The 14,057-nt window shown below is 58.4% G+C and carries 16 protein-coding genes; 11 read left to right on the top strand and 5 right to left on the bottom strand.

Translation table 11 applies throughout. From position 1 onward, the window contains the following. Nucleotides 1–109: 109 nt before the first annotated feature. Together P9292_RS01545 and P9292_RS01540 are read left to right on the top strand one after the other, a co-directional pair. Nucleotides 110–874, top strand: coding sequence for an SDR family oxidoreductase (locus P9292_RS01545; RefSeq protein WP_309852034.1), 765 nt, complete (start codon nucleotides 110–112; stop codon nucleotides 872–874). 1,349 nt (nucleotides 875–2,223) lie between these two features. Beyond that, complete coding sequence (locus P9292_RS01540; protein ID WP_309957836.1) at nucleotides 2,224–3,654, top strand: IS1182 family transposase; 1,431 nt, start codon at nucleotides 2,224–2,226, stop codon at nucleotides 3,652–3,654. Between the two features lie 420 nt (nucleotides 3,655–4,074). Here P9292_RS01540 and P9292_RS01535 read toward each other — a convergent pair whose 3' ends face one another. The 5 genes from P9292_RS01535 to P9292_RS01515 form a co-directional block, all read right to left on the bottom strand. Further along, entirely contained in the window at nucleotides 4,075–4,440 is a 366-nt protein-coding gene (locus tag P9292_RS01535) for a hypothetical protein (RefSeq protein ID WP_309852834.1), read from the bottom strand. Nucleotides 4,441–4,608: 168 nt separating this feature from the next. Beyond that, entirely contained in the window at nucleotides 4,609–4,875 is a 267-nt protein-coding gene (locus P9292_RS01530; protein WP_309852831.1) for a hypothetical protein, read from the bottom strand. 101 nt (nucleotides 4,876–4,976) lie between these two features. Continuing rightward, nucleotides 4,977–5,831, bottom strand: a complete 855-nt coding sequence (locus P9292_RS01525; RefSeq protein ID WP_309957834.1) for a YsnF/AvaK domain-containing protein — start codon at nucleotides 5,829–5,831, stop codon at nucleotides 4,977–4,979. 113 nt (nucleotides 5,832–5,944) lie between these two features. Next, on the bottom strand, nucleotides 5,945–6,397 hold the full coding sequence (locus tag P9292_RS01520; protein WP_309852826.1) for a YsnF/AvaK domain-containing protein: 453 nt from the start codon (nucleotides 6,395–6,397) through the stop codon (nucleotides 5,945–5,947). A gap of 26 nt (nucleotides 6,398–6,423) precedes the next feature. Continuing rightward, on the bottom strand, nucleotides 6,424–7,137 hold the full coding sequence (locus P9292_RS01515) for a hypothetical protein (RefSeq protein ID WP_309852823.1): 714 nt from the start codon (nucleotides 7,135–7,137) through the stop codon (nucleotides 6,424–6,426). A 412-nt stretch (nucleotides 7,138–7,549) separates the two neighbouring features. On the opposite strand from P9292_RS01515, the gene P9292_RS01510 reads away from it, so the two are divergent. The 9 genes from P9292_RS01510 to P9292_RS01470 all read left to right on the top strand — a co-directional run bounded on the left by P9292_RS01510 (nucleotide 7,550) and on the right by P9292_RS01470 (nucleotide 14,056). After that, the gene (locus tag P9292_RS01510; protein ID WP_309852820.1) at nucleotides 7,550–7,684 is read left to right on the top strand and encodes a hypothetical protein; all 135 of its coding nucleotides are present in this window, start codon (nucleotides 7,550–7,552) and stop codon (nucleotides 7,682–7,684) included. A 97-nt stretch (nucleotides 7,685–7,781) separates the two neighbouring features. Further along, nucleotides 7,782–8,243 carry a glycine zipper 2TM domain-containing protein gene (locus P9292_RS01505; protein WP_309852817.1) on the top strand — a complete coding sequence of 154 codons (462 nt, stop codon included), beginning with the start codon at nucleotides 7,782–7,784 and terminating at the stop codon, nucleotides 8,241–8,243. A 101-nt stretch (nucleotides 8,244–8,344) separates the two neighbouring features. After that, nucleotides 8,345–8,743 carry a hypothetical protein gene (locus P9292_RS01500; protein ID WP_309957832.1) on the top strand — a complete coding sequence of 133 codons (399 nt, stop codon included), beginning with the start codon at nucleotides 8,345–8,347 and terminating at the stop codon, nucleotides 8,741–8,743. Next, entirely contained in the window at nucleotides 8,740–9,204 is a 465-nt protein-coding gene (locus P9292_RS01495; RefSeq protein WP_309852812.1) for a hypothetical protein, read from the top strand. The genes P9292_RS01500 and P9292_RS01495 overlap by 4 nt, the downstream gene beginning before the upstream one ends. Nucleotides 9,205–9,432: 228 nt before the next feature. Next, nucleotides 9,433–9,879, top strand: a complete 447-nt coding sequence (locus tag P9292_RS01490) for a hypothetical protein (protein ID WP_309957830.1) — start codon at nucleotides 9,433–9,435, stop codon at nucleotides 9,877–9,879. Nucleotides 9,880–9,980: 101 nt separating this feature from the next. Continuing rightward, nucleotides 9,981–11,318 carry a hypothetical protein gene (locus P9292_RS01485; protein ID WP_309957829.1) on the top strand — a complete coding sequence of 446 codons (1,338 nt, stop codon included), beginning with the start codon at nucleotides 9,981–9,983 and terminating at the stop codon, nucleotides 11,316–11,318. Continuing rightward, nucleotides 11,315–11,500 (top strand): hypothetical protein, encoded by a 186-nt coding sequence (locus P9292_RS01480; protein WP_309852806.1) that lies wholly within the window; start codon nucleotides 11,315–11,317, stop codon nucleotides 11,498–11,500. Before P9292_RS01485 ends, P9292_RS01480 begins: the two co-directional genes overlap by 4 nt. 499 nt (nucleotides 11,501–11,999) lie before the next feature. Next, complete coding sequence (locus P9292_RS01475; RefSeq protein ID WP_309852803.1) at nucleotides 12,000–13,025, top strand: AAA family ATPase; 1,026 nt, start codon at nucleotides 12,000–12,002, stop codon at nucleotides 13,023–13,025. A gap of 116 nt (nucleotides 13,026–13,141) precedes the next feature. Next, entirely contained in the window at nucleotides 13,142–14,056 is a 915-nt protein-coding gene (locus P9292_RS01470) for a hypothetical protein (RefSeq protein ID WP_309852801.1), read from the top strand. The last annotated feature ends 1 nt before the right edge of the window (nucleotide 14,057 follow it).

Genomic DNA, 14,057 nt, shown 5'->3' with positions numbered 1-14,057 from the left:
ACTTTGCTCTCCAGTGATTAACGCCTCCCTATTGGAACGATAAGCTAGAAATTAGCTAATTCATTCTGAGTAAGCGGACTACAAGTCGACTACGAAAAGGAGTTGGGCAATGCCGAGCGAAAGATCACCTCGCTTCACGAACAAGATTGTGCTGATAACCGGCGGCAGCAGCGGCATCGGTTTTGCGGCAGCGAAAAAGTTCATTCAGGAGGGCGCATCGGTCGCCATTGTTGGGCGCGACCAAGACACCTTAGACAAAGCCATTCAAGAACTTGGGCAATCTGCATTTGCTATACGCGCAGACCTTAGTCGCCACCAAGAGATTGAGGATGTTTTCACTCGCTTTCGAGCGCGGTACGATCGCTTGGACATCCTCTTCGCAAATGCTGGAGCGCCAAAGCTTGCTTCAGTTGCTGAGACCTCGGAAGAGCTGTTTGACCAGATCTTCGCTGGCAATTTTAGGGCCTCGTTTTTCACCGTAAAGCACGCTCTTCCACTGCTGAGCCATGGCGCGGCAATCGTTTTTACGACTTCGTTTTTCGACCAGAAGGGCATCGCTGGGTCATCCGTCATTTCAGCGAATAAGGCTGCAACGCGGTCTCTCACTCGCACTCTTGCTGCTGAGTTAGTCGAGCGAGGCATCCGTGTGAATGCCGTGGCTCCAGGCTCCATTGACACCCCGGCCATGAGCAAGATGGGCATGACTCCACAGCAGCAACAGGATTCGGTCCGCCACAATGTTGCCCAAATACCCATGGGCCGTGTTGGTCATGCCGAAGAAGTGGCGAACGCGGTGACTTTCCTTGCCTCCGGCGAAGCTTCCTACATTACAGGTCTCGAAATCAACGTTGATGGTGGTCGCCTGCAGCTATAGAAGACTCAGCGTTACGTTGCAGGAGCCAGCACCTCGCACGCGGGCGTAGAACTCTGATGGGCCGACCGAGAGCCTCCAGGAGGCGTAGCTTCGAGCAAGCGCCAGTTGTGAGGTGCCCGCACGCCGACAATCGTTTTCGGAAGTTTTCCCCGTAAGAATAACTGCGTCTCTGGCCCCGATCCCTAGACTCTTCATGATCGCAGTTTGAACTACCGAATCCACAATGGACTATGTGACCATGAACATGCCATACCAAAAAACAACGTCTTTGTGCTGAAACGGCTGAACGTTTTGATTTGAAGGTGCGGTTTGAGTCGATGTCGTCATTGAAGTCGCATGCGGTTTATTTAGTGTGCGGCGGAGAACGTATCATGCAGAATGAGGGCAACTCTACACGAACGTCCGTTACGAAATAATTCGCAGCTAGACGCTTGCATTTTCTGGATGTCGCTTCCTGGCCGGTTGCCGAAGTTCGTTCTATGCATAGAACTGGTGGAAAGCTTCAATCGACGCCGCTACGGAAAGCGGTTGTAGCGGGAAACATTGTGCAAGCCCGTTCATGCTGGTCTGATCGGTAAGCCGCCGAGTGAATAGCGCCACAGCGTCTTTCCTAACGTGCCCATGGCGGTTCAGAAATTGCCCCCATAGGGGCATATTGCGCAACCTGTTTTCTGCCACCGTCGCCGTCGCGACGTAGCACTCAGGAAATAACCGTCTATAGGCTGGCAAGTTGTATAGCCACGAGACGCCGGTTACTTGCCTGACCTCCCTGTGCTGTGAGCGGACGTGGTTTATAAGCGAAGTCAGCTCAGATAACCGGGAGGCCAATCGCTCCTCGCTCAATGGAGCATAACGCTCCTCATCGGCGTTATGGAAATGAAGCCGAATTCGGTCCGAATCCTCAATAGCGTACGAGAAACATCCGAACGTTGCGACAACCGTTATGGGCTGAACCCGATGGGGCAGACGACGGTAAAAGCGATACGTCCAATCGCTTAGATCGGTCTCGCGCCCCAACCCTGCCACGTAAGCTGTCCACACCGGACTATTGCTGTCGAATTTTCGATCACCAACGAACCGCACGTACAGATTCGTGAAGTCAAGAAGGGCCACTTGCAACGGGATGGGTCCTAGCTCCGAGACTCTTTCGGCGAACTTGAGTTGAAGGTCAAAGAATTCCTTGGCGTAACTCATTCCGATTCCACTCGGTGAGACGTTTTCCTGTTGCGAGTGCAACAATTGTCGCCAATCCTCGGTCGGCTGCCGAATGTCCGGAAGTGGCCCAGACCGTGTCAAAACGTCATTTTGAAGCGTTATGATTTTCGTATCCGATAGCGGAGGCGAGCGAGATGAAGCGATTCGTTCAAGGCGATAGCCGTACGCAAAGCTTTCTTCTTCCTGAGGCGTTGGACGATTACGTAACGGACACGAATCCCGTGCGCGTCGTCGACGTTTTCGTCGATGAACTAGATCTTCGGCAGTTAGGTTTTGAGGGAGTCGATCCTGCTCTCACTGGGCGCCCCTCGTACCACCCCGAGGTGATGCTCAAGATCTATATCTACGGCTATCTGAACCGCATTCAATCCAGCCGTCGACTTGAGCGTGAAGCCCAACGCAATATTGAGTTGATGTGGTTGACTGGCCGCTTGACTCCCGACTTCAAAACGATCTCTCGCTTCCGTCGGGACAACGGCAAGGCGATTCGCAGCGTCTGCCGTCAATTCGTGGTGCTGTGCCAGCGCCTTGACCTGTTTGCGGAGGCACTCGTAGCGATCGACGGTAGCAAATTTAAAGCCGTCAACCATCGCGACCGCAACTTTACGAGCGCGAAGCTCGAGCGTCGTATGCGGGACATTGAGGAGAGCATCGGCCGGTACCTCTTAGCGATGGACACGGCAGACCGACAGGAGCCGGGAATCGCAAAGGTCAGAACGGAACGACTTCAGGACAAGATTAAAGCTCTCAAAGAGCAAATGCGAAGCCTGAAGGAGATTGAGTTTCAACTTAAAGCGGCACCCGACGCGCAAGTGTCACTCACCGATCCTGATGCACGCTCGATGAAGACGCGCGGAACAGGAGTCGTTGGCTACAACGTCCAGACGGCAGTCGATACAAAGCACCATTTGATCGTGGCGCACGCGGTGACCAACGAGGGCATTGATCGTGATCAATTGACGTCAATGGCGAAGCTTGCTCGCACGGAAATGGGCGTCGAGAAGCTCACGGCGATTGCGGATCGTGGTTACTACAAGAGCGAGGAGATGCTCGCCTGTCACGAAGCGGGCATCACCGTGTATGTACCGAAAACCATCACGTCGAGCGCGACGGCTCACGGTCGCTTCAGTCGAGACGATTTCATTTACGACCCACAGGCGAACGAATTTCACTGTCCCGCAGGCGAGCGCCTCATCTGGAGGTTCTCGACTGTCGAGCGCGGACTGAAGCTCAGTAAATATTGGAGCTCAAACTGCCAACAGTGCGCGTTAAAAGAGAACTGCACTCCAGGTCCGCAACGCCGTGTGACACGCTGGGAGCATGAGACTGTGCTCGAAGCGATGCAGGCAAGACTCGACCATGCGCCCGAGATGATGAGAATCCGACGACAGACTGTCGAGCATCCATTCGGCACGATCAAGGCTTGGATGGGAGCCACTCACTTCCTGACAAAGACCATCGGACACGTCAGTACCGAGATGAGCTTGCACGTGCTTGCCTACAACATGAAGCGCGTGATTGCGCTGCTCGGTTCAACAAGACTTATCGAGGCGATGAGGATGTAAGCGAGACGGCGGTCTCGATGTTGCCGAAGACGCAAGAGCAAGATCAAGTTCGGCGACTTCGCAGTTTGCTCATGCACTCGGCGGAGCGCCGCGCACAGTGTGGCTCTCTCGGAGTTTTGACACGGTCTGGGCCGAATCGAGGCGGTCCCGCCGGCAATCTGCTCGCCAGAAACCGGCCATTGAGCCTTAGCGGACGAGGACATTGCCTTTTAATTTGATGTCGACGTCGACCCGCGGCTTATGGCACTCGAAGCGTGGACGTGAACCTGGGCCTGCGCTGCATTGCTGCGCTGCACGGATAGCGGATTTCAACATGATCGTGCTGCCGGGTCGCGCCGAATAAAAGTTATTGACCGTCTTAGCTTCGGGGAAGAGTCGAACCCTTCGAGTCCCCGTTAAACAGCGCGCCGCAGCAGTTGTTCACACCGCAAAGGTCACCATAACCAGCATATCGCCCGCTTGCCGCTTCACGGTCAGCAGTTCCCATCCGAGCTTCGCCGCGAGTCGCTCACACGCGGGGCCGCTGTCTTTCCATTCGACGCGTCCGAGGTCCGAATGCACCAGAATGCGCGGGCCTTTGTGACCGATTAAATCGAGATGGCGAGCGACGGCCAGCGCGCACGCCACGCTGTCTTTGCCCCCGCTTACACCAATCGCGACGACCGCATCCGATGCCAGCATCGCGGCAACCTCGGGCGTGAAGGCGACCTCTCTCGCGCGCGCGCCGACGTGTTGATGATTGATGCGCGGCGCGCGCAATGAGGACAGGTCAATGGCTTGGAACATGGCGAAGAGGAATCGATGAGGATGATTCATCTTCGCAGTGGCAGCCTGAAGTCAAGGCAACGAACTGGGTGTGCAAAGAGATGAGCGCGGGGAGGAGGCTCGGAAGCGCCTAAGGTAAAATACCATTCTCTCAGGCTCGTCACGGCCCTCGGATAACCGACGAGCTTTTCAGCGCCGGCCTCGTGCCGGCGTTTTTTCTGTTAGATTCGCCTGCGTTTGGATCGAACGATCGTCTTGTAGGCTCTGGATAGCCATGTCGGTCAGGAGCCACTGCGCCAGGCGCTCGGCAGGCACTTGCTTGCTGCAAGACACAAATTTCACCAAGTCGCCGTAATAAGCGATAACGCTCGGTCCGGTGACGCGGTAGCGGCCATTGATATGCTGGCCATTTAAATCGACGCTGACCATAGAGAGCGTCTCGGCGTAGATCTGCATAGCCTCCCCTCCGTTGAATCTTTTATCTCGCAAACTGTTGCTTCGGCTATCAGTGCCGATGCGGGACGCCAGCCTCGCATCAGCGCGGCTGGCGAGATTCCTTACAGTTGCGTCTTCTTGACGTCCGCTGTCGGGGCGGCGGTACCACCTACTACACCAGCGTCAGTCCCGGCCGTGCGCTCGACCTTGACGTCCGTGCCGCGAACCGTGTCGTTGACGGTCTCGGTCCGGCTGGAAGCTTCTTTGCCCACCACAACTTCTTCGACCACGCGTGCGGTCTTCGCGACCACCGCTTGTTCGGCCGTTTCCTTGATTTCAACGGAGCCTTCCTTCAGGTCGGCAGCCGTGGCCGGACGGTCTACCGGCCGACGTTCAATGCTCGCGTGCTCTTCACGAAGATTGACCGATTCGCTGACCGGCGTTTCGGTCACGCGCGAATACACGCGTACACCGCCGGTTTGCACCTCGCGCTTGCCGACCTCCAGCGACTCCTGCACGACGGGGAAAGCCTTGCGTTCTTCCGCGATTTGATCAGCTGTATAGGCAGGGGCGGTGTTGTCGTAATTGCTGTAACCGCCAGTGCGCCACTGCGCCACGCGCGAATCGATGTCGATGGCGCCCGCAGCGTACAGCGCATCCCGCACTTGTTCCGCGGCGGCATCATCTCGAACTTCGACAGACAGGAGGGCGCTGCCGCGGCGGACCGCTTCTTGGTAGTGTCCGACTTCCTCCGGGCGATCACTATCGCCAAAGAGGTTCTTGAAGAAATGCTCGACACGCGCCATGGCGCCCTCGTGCACTTCACCCGAGCGGGCTGCAACGGATTCGCCTGCGGGCAGGCCTGTCGCGACAGTCGAACCGGAATCGTTCGAATGCACGCTCATGTCCGTGCGGGCAATGCCTTCGTTTTCGAGGCGAGTCTGAGCGAGGTCGGCATCCTGATACGTGTTGAACACACCGATAATTGTCTGAGCCATTGCAGTCTCCAAAATAGGGGGGCTTACGCAAGCCGGGACTAAAGCGCGTGCAACCGTAACGCAACCCGCGTTCCCGTGTAGGCTTGTTCGGTTCACCCCAAACCTGGATCGCGCTTCCACTCGCCGTCCGGGCCTTCGCGGCGTTCTACGATGATCTCTTCGGAGTTCATCAGCACCTGATGAATGACGTCCTCTTGTGCCTGGGTGGTCGTGATATGCACTTCCTCCTTGAGCGTCAGTTGCATTTGGATGACTGGCACATATTCATAGACCGAGATGATGAGGGTGTCGCCCTCACGACGGGGGTCGCTGCGGTGCTCTACGGGGCGATTGATGGGCACACGCGTGACCCCAACTCGCTTGGTGTGGAGGCGAATCGATACGGGCTGCACTTCTTCGTGCACGAGCTTGTGGACACGAACCGCGCCGGTCTCGACTTTCCGAACGCCTACCGCCAATTCCTCTCGTACGGCCGATAGCCGGACTTCGTCCGTCGAACCGGAGGGCGACGTTCCGTCAGCGGCAGTTGATTCATTCGGCTCCATGGGCCTCTCCCAATCGTCAATTCTGTTTAAAGACGCCCACCGGCTCGGATGGTGCGACTGCGTACCGTCGCTGCGTCGTCGGTCGCTGCGCCTCCAGCGTCCTCGAACGCAGGCTGATGGCGAAATCCTGCTGCGCCGGACACGATGGAAATGATGGCGCCAACGACGAGTGCTGCAAACGAGAACCAGCTCGCGCGAGCCACCCCGCGTGCGGCGGTATCAGCCGCCTGCCGCGCGTTTTGTTCCGCGTCGGGGCTCGATGCGGCCGAGGCCGCCGAGGCCATCGCGGCCTGGATCTGCTGTTTCGCGGAATCGACCATCTGATTTCCGCCACCGGCTTGATTGGCAGCGGTCGCGCCGACTTGAGCGCTGGTCGCGGCGACGCTGCCGGCCGTGCTGACTACGCCGGTGATGAGGGAGGTCGTTCCATAGACGATCAACAGCGTCATGACTGCCCATGAAAGTAGGCCATGCAGCCATCCCAGCACAGGCGCGCACCGTCCCGAGTAATACGAGCCGATGAATACCGCGAGCACGGTCGTCACAATCACCCAGATGCCCGAGCCAAACCCGAAGCCGCGCAAGGTGTCTGCCTTTGCCAACGGCGAGAGGAGCGAAGCGCCGATGGCCGTACCAAGGACGCTCATGATCAGATACACGATCATCGACAGGATGACGCCCGCGATGACCGCGCCCCATGACAGGCGCGGCAAGCCGTCATGCGTGGTGAGAAGTTTCATGATTGTCTCCGAAGCTTTGTAGTTGGCCGGGTGCGCTTAGCGCGCTGACTGGCGCGCAAGCCTCGTGCCGTCGAAGGTCCAACAATGCGCAAGCGCAGCAATCCAATCATGGCGCGCCGAACGGACGGCGTGGCCATCAGCGGTAATCGGCTCGCCACTTCCATTTTTCGAAAGGCATATAAAAATCGCGAGGTTTCCGACCGGCCGCTGCCATTGCTGTCCGTACACTTGCCTCATTCCCCGCGCACCTGCGCATCGACCGACCCCTCCAGTGCGCTGGAGTCATGTTTTTCTCTCTCAGGCCGTGTTCCTCGGACGGCTTTTTTCTGGCGACCCCTTGTGGTCGCCTTTTTTCTTTCCTGATGGGAGCTTTCCCATCTGGGCGGCTCCTCGTCTATTCAAGGAGTGGCTCATGTTCCCGGTCCTCAAACACGCTTTCAGCAGTCTCGGTTGGTACGCCAAGCAGGACGCCGAAGCCTGGAAAATTCTGTCGTTCGTTGTCGCCGTTGTCTTCGTGTCGATCGCGATCGCGTCCGTCACGCGCTGAACGCAACGCGGCTTTTCGCTTCGTTGTTCTCTTTTCTCCCTATGGGGCAAACCAGCCCCCAAGGGCGGATTGCCCGATTTCTTCGTCGAGGCATTCCATGTTCAAGCTTCTCTGCACCGTCTTTCTTCTCTCGGCGCTCACCGGCTGCGCAACGGCCGACTTTGGCTCGCCAAACACGTATCAGCGTTACGACGTTCAGCGCATCGGACAGTACGAGCAGGCCACCATCCTGCGCGTGCGTCCGATCACGATCGAAAACTCGTCCGACTCGTCGGGCCTGTCATCGATCGTGAGCGCCGCGGCCGGCGCGTTTCTCGGCTCGCAGGTGATCGGCAATGGTCGTGGCCGCTATGTTGCGGGCGCGCTCTCCGGTTCGGTTTCCGGACTGGTCGCGCAGCGCGTCGGTTCAGTCATGTCGCGTCACAGTGGCGTCGAAGTCTTCCTTCGCCGTGCTAATGGGGCAACCGTTGTCGTGACGCAGGTCGATGACCAGCAGTTCGCCCCTGGCCAACAAGTCTTCCTCGTCTCCAACGGGTCCGGATACCGGATCACCCACTGATTAAGTAGCCACGATTCCTTCAGCGCACGGTGCAAACCGCGCAAATCCCTTGTGGGGCAGGCTTCCCGCAAGGGACCTGCCTCATCTTTTCCGAGGTAATCATGAAATTTCCCCGTATGTTTTACGCGGACCGCAGCAGCGCCAACTCCGGCGCGAAAGCGGCTCTCGAGCGTCATGCAACGCGCGTCCTCCGACGCGTCGCGCACGACTTGCGGCTCACCTCGAATGCACACGAGATCGTCAACGATTCGCGCCGCGGCAGTCCGACGATGCGGGTTTCGCTTCGTACCGAGACGTTTTTTGTCGACGTGATCGAGCGGCGGTGCGGATCGGGCGTTGCGCTGAGTTTCAGAACCCGACGCGGTCGTTCGGATCTGACCGGCGGTGGTGAGAACCACGTTTCCCTGCAGCAGCTTGAAACGACGGACGGCTATCTGGCGATGCTCGACGGCTTGCGCCTCGCCGGCGGTATCGACTTGACGTGCGGAGGTCGCCAATGAAGCTGGCGAGAGTCAAGGTGGAATACACCTGCGGTTTGACGCTGACGGACAGAGTGTCCCTTGACGTCATTTCCGGCGTAGTCGCCATTCCGCCGCGGCTAGCGCTTTTGATGACCGTGATGCAGGAAGCAGAGTGTTCGCCGGTGTTCAGCCTTGACTACAAGGGCTATGTGTTGCCTGTGTCTACGAGGCCGGATGGTACCTACGTTGTCTCGGTGCCGCCCGATCCGGGGCCCGGGCTGCGAGACCGGCTTTATGCGATCGCCAATCCGTCGAAGGATCAGCGGCAGCAAAATGGTCGTTATCTGCACACCTTGTCGGCAGCATCGATAGGTGGCGCGGTTGGATATGCGCACTCCTCGGCAGTTTGGGTTTGGGCAACTGCATTAGGTACTGCTGCTCTCGTCGTCCTTGGAGTAGTATTGTGGTATGCAGGATTCTTACATATGAAAGGAGAATGACGTGGGCGCAACAATCTTTACGTTGGTGCTTGGCCTCTCCATCGCAGGCTTCTTCATGTGGACAAACCACAACGGGCAAAAGCGCGATCGTGAGCGGGACTGGGGCAAATGAATCGACGCAGTGTGAACTGGGTCAAATAGGCTAGCCGCACCTCAAGGGGTGCGGCTTTTTTTCGTCCATCGTTAATACGCGCCTACGGGCGCGTTTTGCATTTTAGGAACCGCACTATGCATCAACCGACCACTGTCTCACTGCCGATCGGCGTCACTGCCGTCGGCGCCGTCGATATCAAAACTGTCGCTCGGCTGGATACTGAAGGCAAAACGGTGAATCAAGTGTTTTCAGATCTGTGCCGGGTGTTGTGCAAGACCGAGCTTGAGCCCGAATGGCTGTGTCCGGCCAATATGAGCGACGATGCCAACGAGGCGGTTCATGGCGCTCGCCACAGCAGATCGTGGCCGCAGTCGTTCTCGCAAGACAGGATCGCCGTGTCTGTATGCACCGGCAGTTCGGAAGGGTGGATCATCCACGTCGACTGGATCAGCCGCCGACCGCTCACGGATTCGACCGAGCGTACGTACGCGGTGCTGCCGTTGCTGCGTGCGAAAGTCTTTTCAAGCGACCACGCGTGGTCACTCGCGCGTGTCATGGCGCGATTGCTGGACGCCGCGTAAAGCTGTTATCACATTTCTCGCGCCATCAGGCGCAATTAACCCCTGCCGGGCATCGACCCGACGGGAATCGATTGCCTGGCTTTTCTTCCGAGCAATCGATCATGTACCGACTTTCCTTCGCAGGTTTCTCGCAGTCTTTCCGCACAATGCTCGAAGTGCTGAGCTTCTTCCGGGGCAACGACCTTACCGCCAGTCTCGATGCGGCCGACATTACCCTCGCTTTCTTCGACAATCCGGTTTCAGTCACCCGTTTCAACGGCAAATTGACCGTGCGCAGGCCCGGCACCGCGTTGAGCATCTTCCTGTCGCTCATCGACGAAATCGACGGGGCGTACTTCAGACCATCGTTTGCCGCACTGCAGCCTTGGCAGATCCGCCGCGATCACTGGCAACTGCTCTATCTCGCGTTCGATCTGGCTCGCGAGCCCCTGTATCTGTTTTCGTCCGATCAGGTGGCCCAAGCCAACGGGGAGGAAAGCAGGTCGGGCGGTCGCGGTTTGAATCTGTTCGAAGTCTTGCAGCAGGAGGCCGAGCGGCGCTTTGGCTTTCGTTATGCGGGTCCGGTGGTGGAGGGCAGCGGTCAGCGTAACGGTCGTCATGAGGTCCATGTGGCCTACGGGCTCGCCGGTGGCAAACCTGTTCCACAGTCCGTAATCGACGACTACACGTCGCTGTCGAAGTTCGACACGGACTTGCGATGGGCAAAACCGCTGCTTGCCGTGCCCGAACTGCGCGGCGCGCTCCCGCTTTCCAAGCTCGCGCCACTTGTGCGTGTGATGGTCCATTCGAAACTGGCGATCACGTCACAAAACGCGGCGCTGCTGATCATGGTCATGGGCCTGGCTCGAAACGAGCCGTCTACGGTGGAAATTGATGACCTGCTGTATGCAAAGGGAGTGCTCGATCCGTACTCGCTGCCGGATGCATATCTGAAGCCGGTGGACGTTGGACAGCCGTCATGCAAGTTCGCGGAAGTACTCCGGCGTACGCTGGCCGATCAGGCACGCGAGAAGCGTTTGAGCGAACTCGACAAGGCGCGTGCGGACGGGTCGATCAGCCTGCGCGATTACGAACTGGGGAAGCAACTGGCGGTGCTCGATCATGGCCGCGCGACGCACAAGTACGGCAACGACCTCGCGAAAGCGATTCAGGAGGCAGACATGTCGTACCTGCTAAGCGTGCTCGACCGGCCTGACGACGCGAACCGCGGGACGAAGCTGGCGGTGCGGGAAGTCTTCGGCATCAAGCTCATTGGGGTTCGCGCCGCAGCGCGGCGCCGAGCGATCTTCGAGCTGGCGGGCATGGAAGAAGCACAGCAGGCGGAGTGGGACCGCCTGTCGGTATCGCAGTGTGAGCGCGGCGAGTCGCACACGAAATTGCACGCGCGCGAGAAATTGCGCTCATGTCGCGAGTCCGCACTGATGATGGCGCGGTCTTGACCGGGGCGGACTGGGTCGATCGCACAATTGCCGACGGCTTTTCGGAGATCGTCAGCGTCCGGCAGGGTGCCAGTGTGCGTTACGCACTGGCCGACCCTGTACGTCACCTGCAGGTATCGCTTCGTGCGAATGACGGCACGCTCGCCTACGCGCGCGTGTCGTTGGAAAGTCGAGCAAATTGACAATTCATCTCTCTAACAACCCGGCCTTCGTGCTGGGTTTTTTTCGGTTCAACAGATCGCAGGAGCCTCATGGCAATTCAAAACTTGAAGCGAGTCTTTGAGGGGGCTGCACCCTTCATCAGATCGCGTAGGAACAGGATCGAGGCTGGTCTGAAGCTGACGATCGCGCGCTCGAGGCCAGTAATCGATCCAGCGCCGAGCACAATGCGCTGCCGAACGTGCCCCGGATTCTCCCGCTGATCACCCTTGATGTCCTTGGTCTGGTGAGCGGGCCGGACTGACTGTGCCAAAGCGTTAAGACGCCGCAAAAAAGCGATCTTTCCACGATTCGCGGCGGCGCCTGATCCATACACTGCACTTATCAACCGCGTCATCGACGCATCGACCCAGCCGGCTACGAGCCGGCTTTTTACTTCTCGCTGTATTAATGCTCCTAAGGGACCACGTCCCTACGGGCGTAGTCATTTTGGGGCTTCTCAATTCCTTATTGGAAGCCACTATGAAAGTCACGCCCGCTCAACTCACTGAACTTCTCTCCCTGTACGTCCCGAAACGCCTGCCGGTGCTCATCACCGGCCGCCCTGGCATCGGCAAAAGCGACATCGTCGAACAGACCGCGCATGCAACTGATCACGAACTGCTCATCAGCCACCCGGTGGTCGAGGATCCGACCGACTCGAAAGGGTTGCCGTTTCCTTCGCCCGACGGCGCGACCGCCAAGTTCCTGCCGTTCGGGGATCTGGAACGCGCGATGACCTCCAGACGCCCGCTCATCTGGTTTCTGGACGATCTTGGGCAGGCCTCGCCCGCCGTGCAAGCCGCGAAGATGCAATTGCTGCTCGCGCGGCGTGTCGGTGAGCACGTGTTGCCTCCGCAGGTGACGTTTCTTGCGGCCACCAACCGTCGAACGGACAACGCCGGTGTATCGGGAATTCTCGATCCGGTGATCTCTCGTTTCGCCACGGTAGTCGAACTCGAGCCCTCGATCGAAGGCTGGACGCAGTGGGCCGTGCGCGAAAACATCCCGCCCGCGCTCATCGCGTTCCTGCGCTTTCGCCCGGACTTGCTGTCTGTGCAGAAAACGTCGCGGGATATCGAAAACGCACCGAGTCCGCGTAGCTGGGGGTTCGTGGCCAAAACCATGGATGTAGTCCCCAAGCATCTGGAGCACATCTCCTACGCCGGTTCGGTGGGAGAGGGCGCCGCGACGGAACTGGTCGCGTTCCTCCAAATCTTCCGCGAGTTGCCGAATCCGGACGCGATTCTTCTCGCGCCCGACACGGCCATGATCCCGACGACGCCTTCGGCGTTGTACGCGATCGCGGCAGCGCTTGCGGCACGCGCGAACGAAAACAACTTCGATCGCGTCGTGCGCTACACCGAGCGTCTGATCGGTGAAGGGCACCGCGAGTTCGCGGCGCTGCTGGTGAGAGATTCTGTCCAGCGCTCACCGCAGATACAGAACTCGTACGCGTTCATCACAGCGCAAGGTGGCGAGATCGGCAAGATCATCCGCGGGGAGTAAGCCGGTTCTCAGTTTCACTTTTTTCTCTGCTTTACCTCTCGGCCCTGTCGTGTCTTCGGACGCGCAGGGCCTTTTTCTTTGTTTCAACCATTCCCCTTTCTATACGGAGTTTTTTCATGGACATCACTTTTATCCAATCGAAGGTCATGCTGTGCTCGGTGACGATTTCCACCTGGGTCGCACGCCGTTACGACGGCAAGGTGACCGAGGAGGTCGAGAACAAGCACCACGCGAAGGGCATCGGCAGATTCAACAAACGCCTGCTGCCGGAGCATGCTCCAAGCTTCGCCGAAGTCGTGACGCTGGCTGGACGCATTCGCTCGTACTTCTACGACCACACCCTGAAGTACGATCAGTTGGGCGTGCGCCTGCTGCCGACGATGGTCTACATGGAATTCGCCGAAAAGATGCGCTCGTTGAAAGACGAGTTCGACCTGGCGGTTTCCGTGTTCCTGACCGATTACCTGAACCTGAAGGAAGCCGCGCGTCAGGAACTGAATGGGCTGTTCAACGAGGCGGACTATCCGACGCTCGCTGAGCTGTCCACCAAGTTCGGCGTGAAGATGGCCGTGCTGCCGTTCCCGGATGCCAGCCAGTTCGGTGTTGAGTTGCCGGCGAACGTGCTCACCACGCTCAAGAGCGAACTCGACCAGCACGTTCTGGCCTCGATCGCCACGGCAAACGAGGACCTGGTGCGGCGTCTCTACGAAGCGGTTTCGCAGATGGCCAATCGCTTGTACGCGACCGGCAATGTCCGACTGGACGTCGCCAACAACGTACAAGACCTATGCGCGCTGCTGCCGAAGCTCAACTTCTCGAACGACCCGCAACTGACGCACATCCTCGAGCAGGCCAAGGCGCATCTGGCGGTTCACACGGGCGCGGAGTTGAAGGATTCGCGCGTGCTTCGTTCTCAGGTGGCCAGCAAGGCACAGGAGATTGAAGGGTTGATGGCCGCGTTCATGGGCATGCAGCCGGAACCGATGGAAGTCGAATCGGACCGTTCGCTGCAGTTGCGTCTCGTCGCATAAG

Origin of the sequence: Caballeronia sp. LZ001 (assembly GCF_031450875.1) — a bacterium.
GTDB lineage: Bacteria > Pseudomonadota > Gammaproteobacteria > Burkholderiales > Burkholderiaceae > Caballeronia.
The sequence above is the reverse complement of the archived record's forward strand: the minus strand, read 5'-3'. Positions and strand labels throughout refer to the sequence as shown.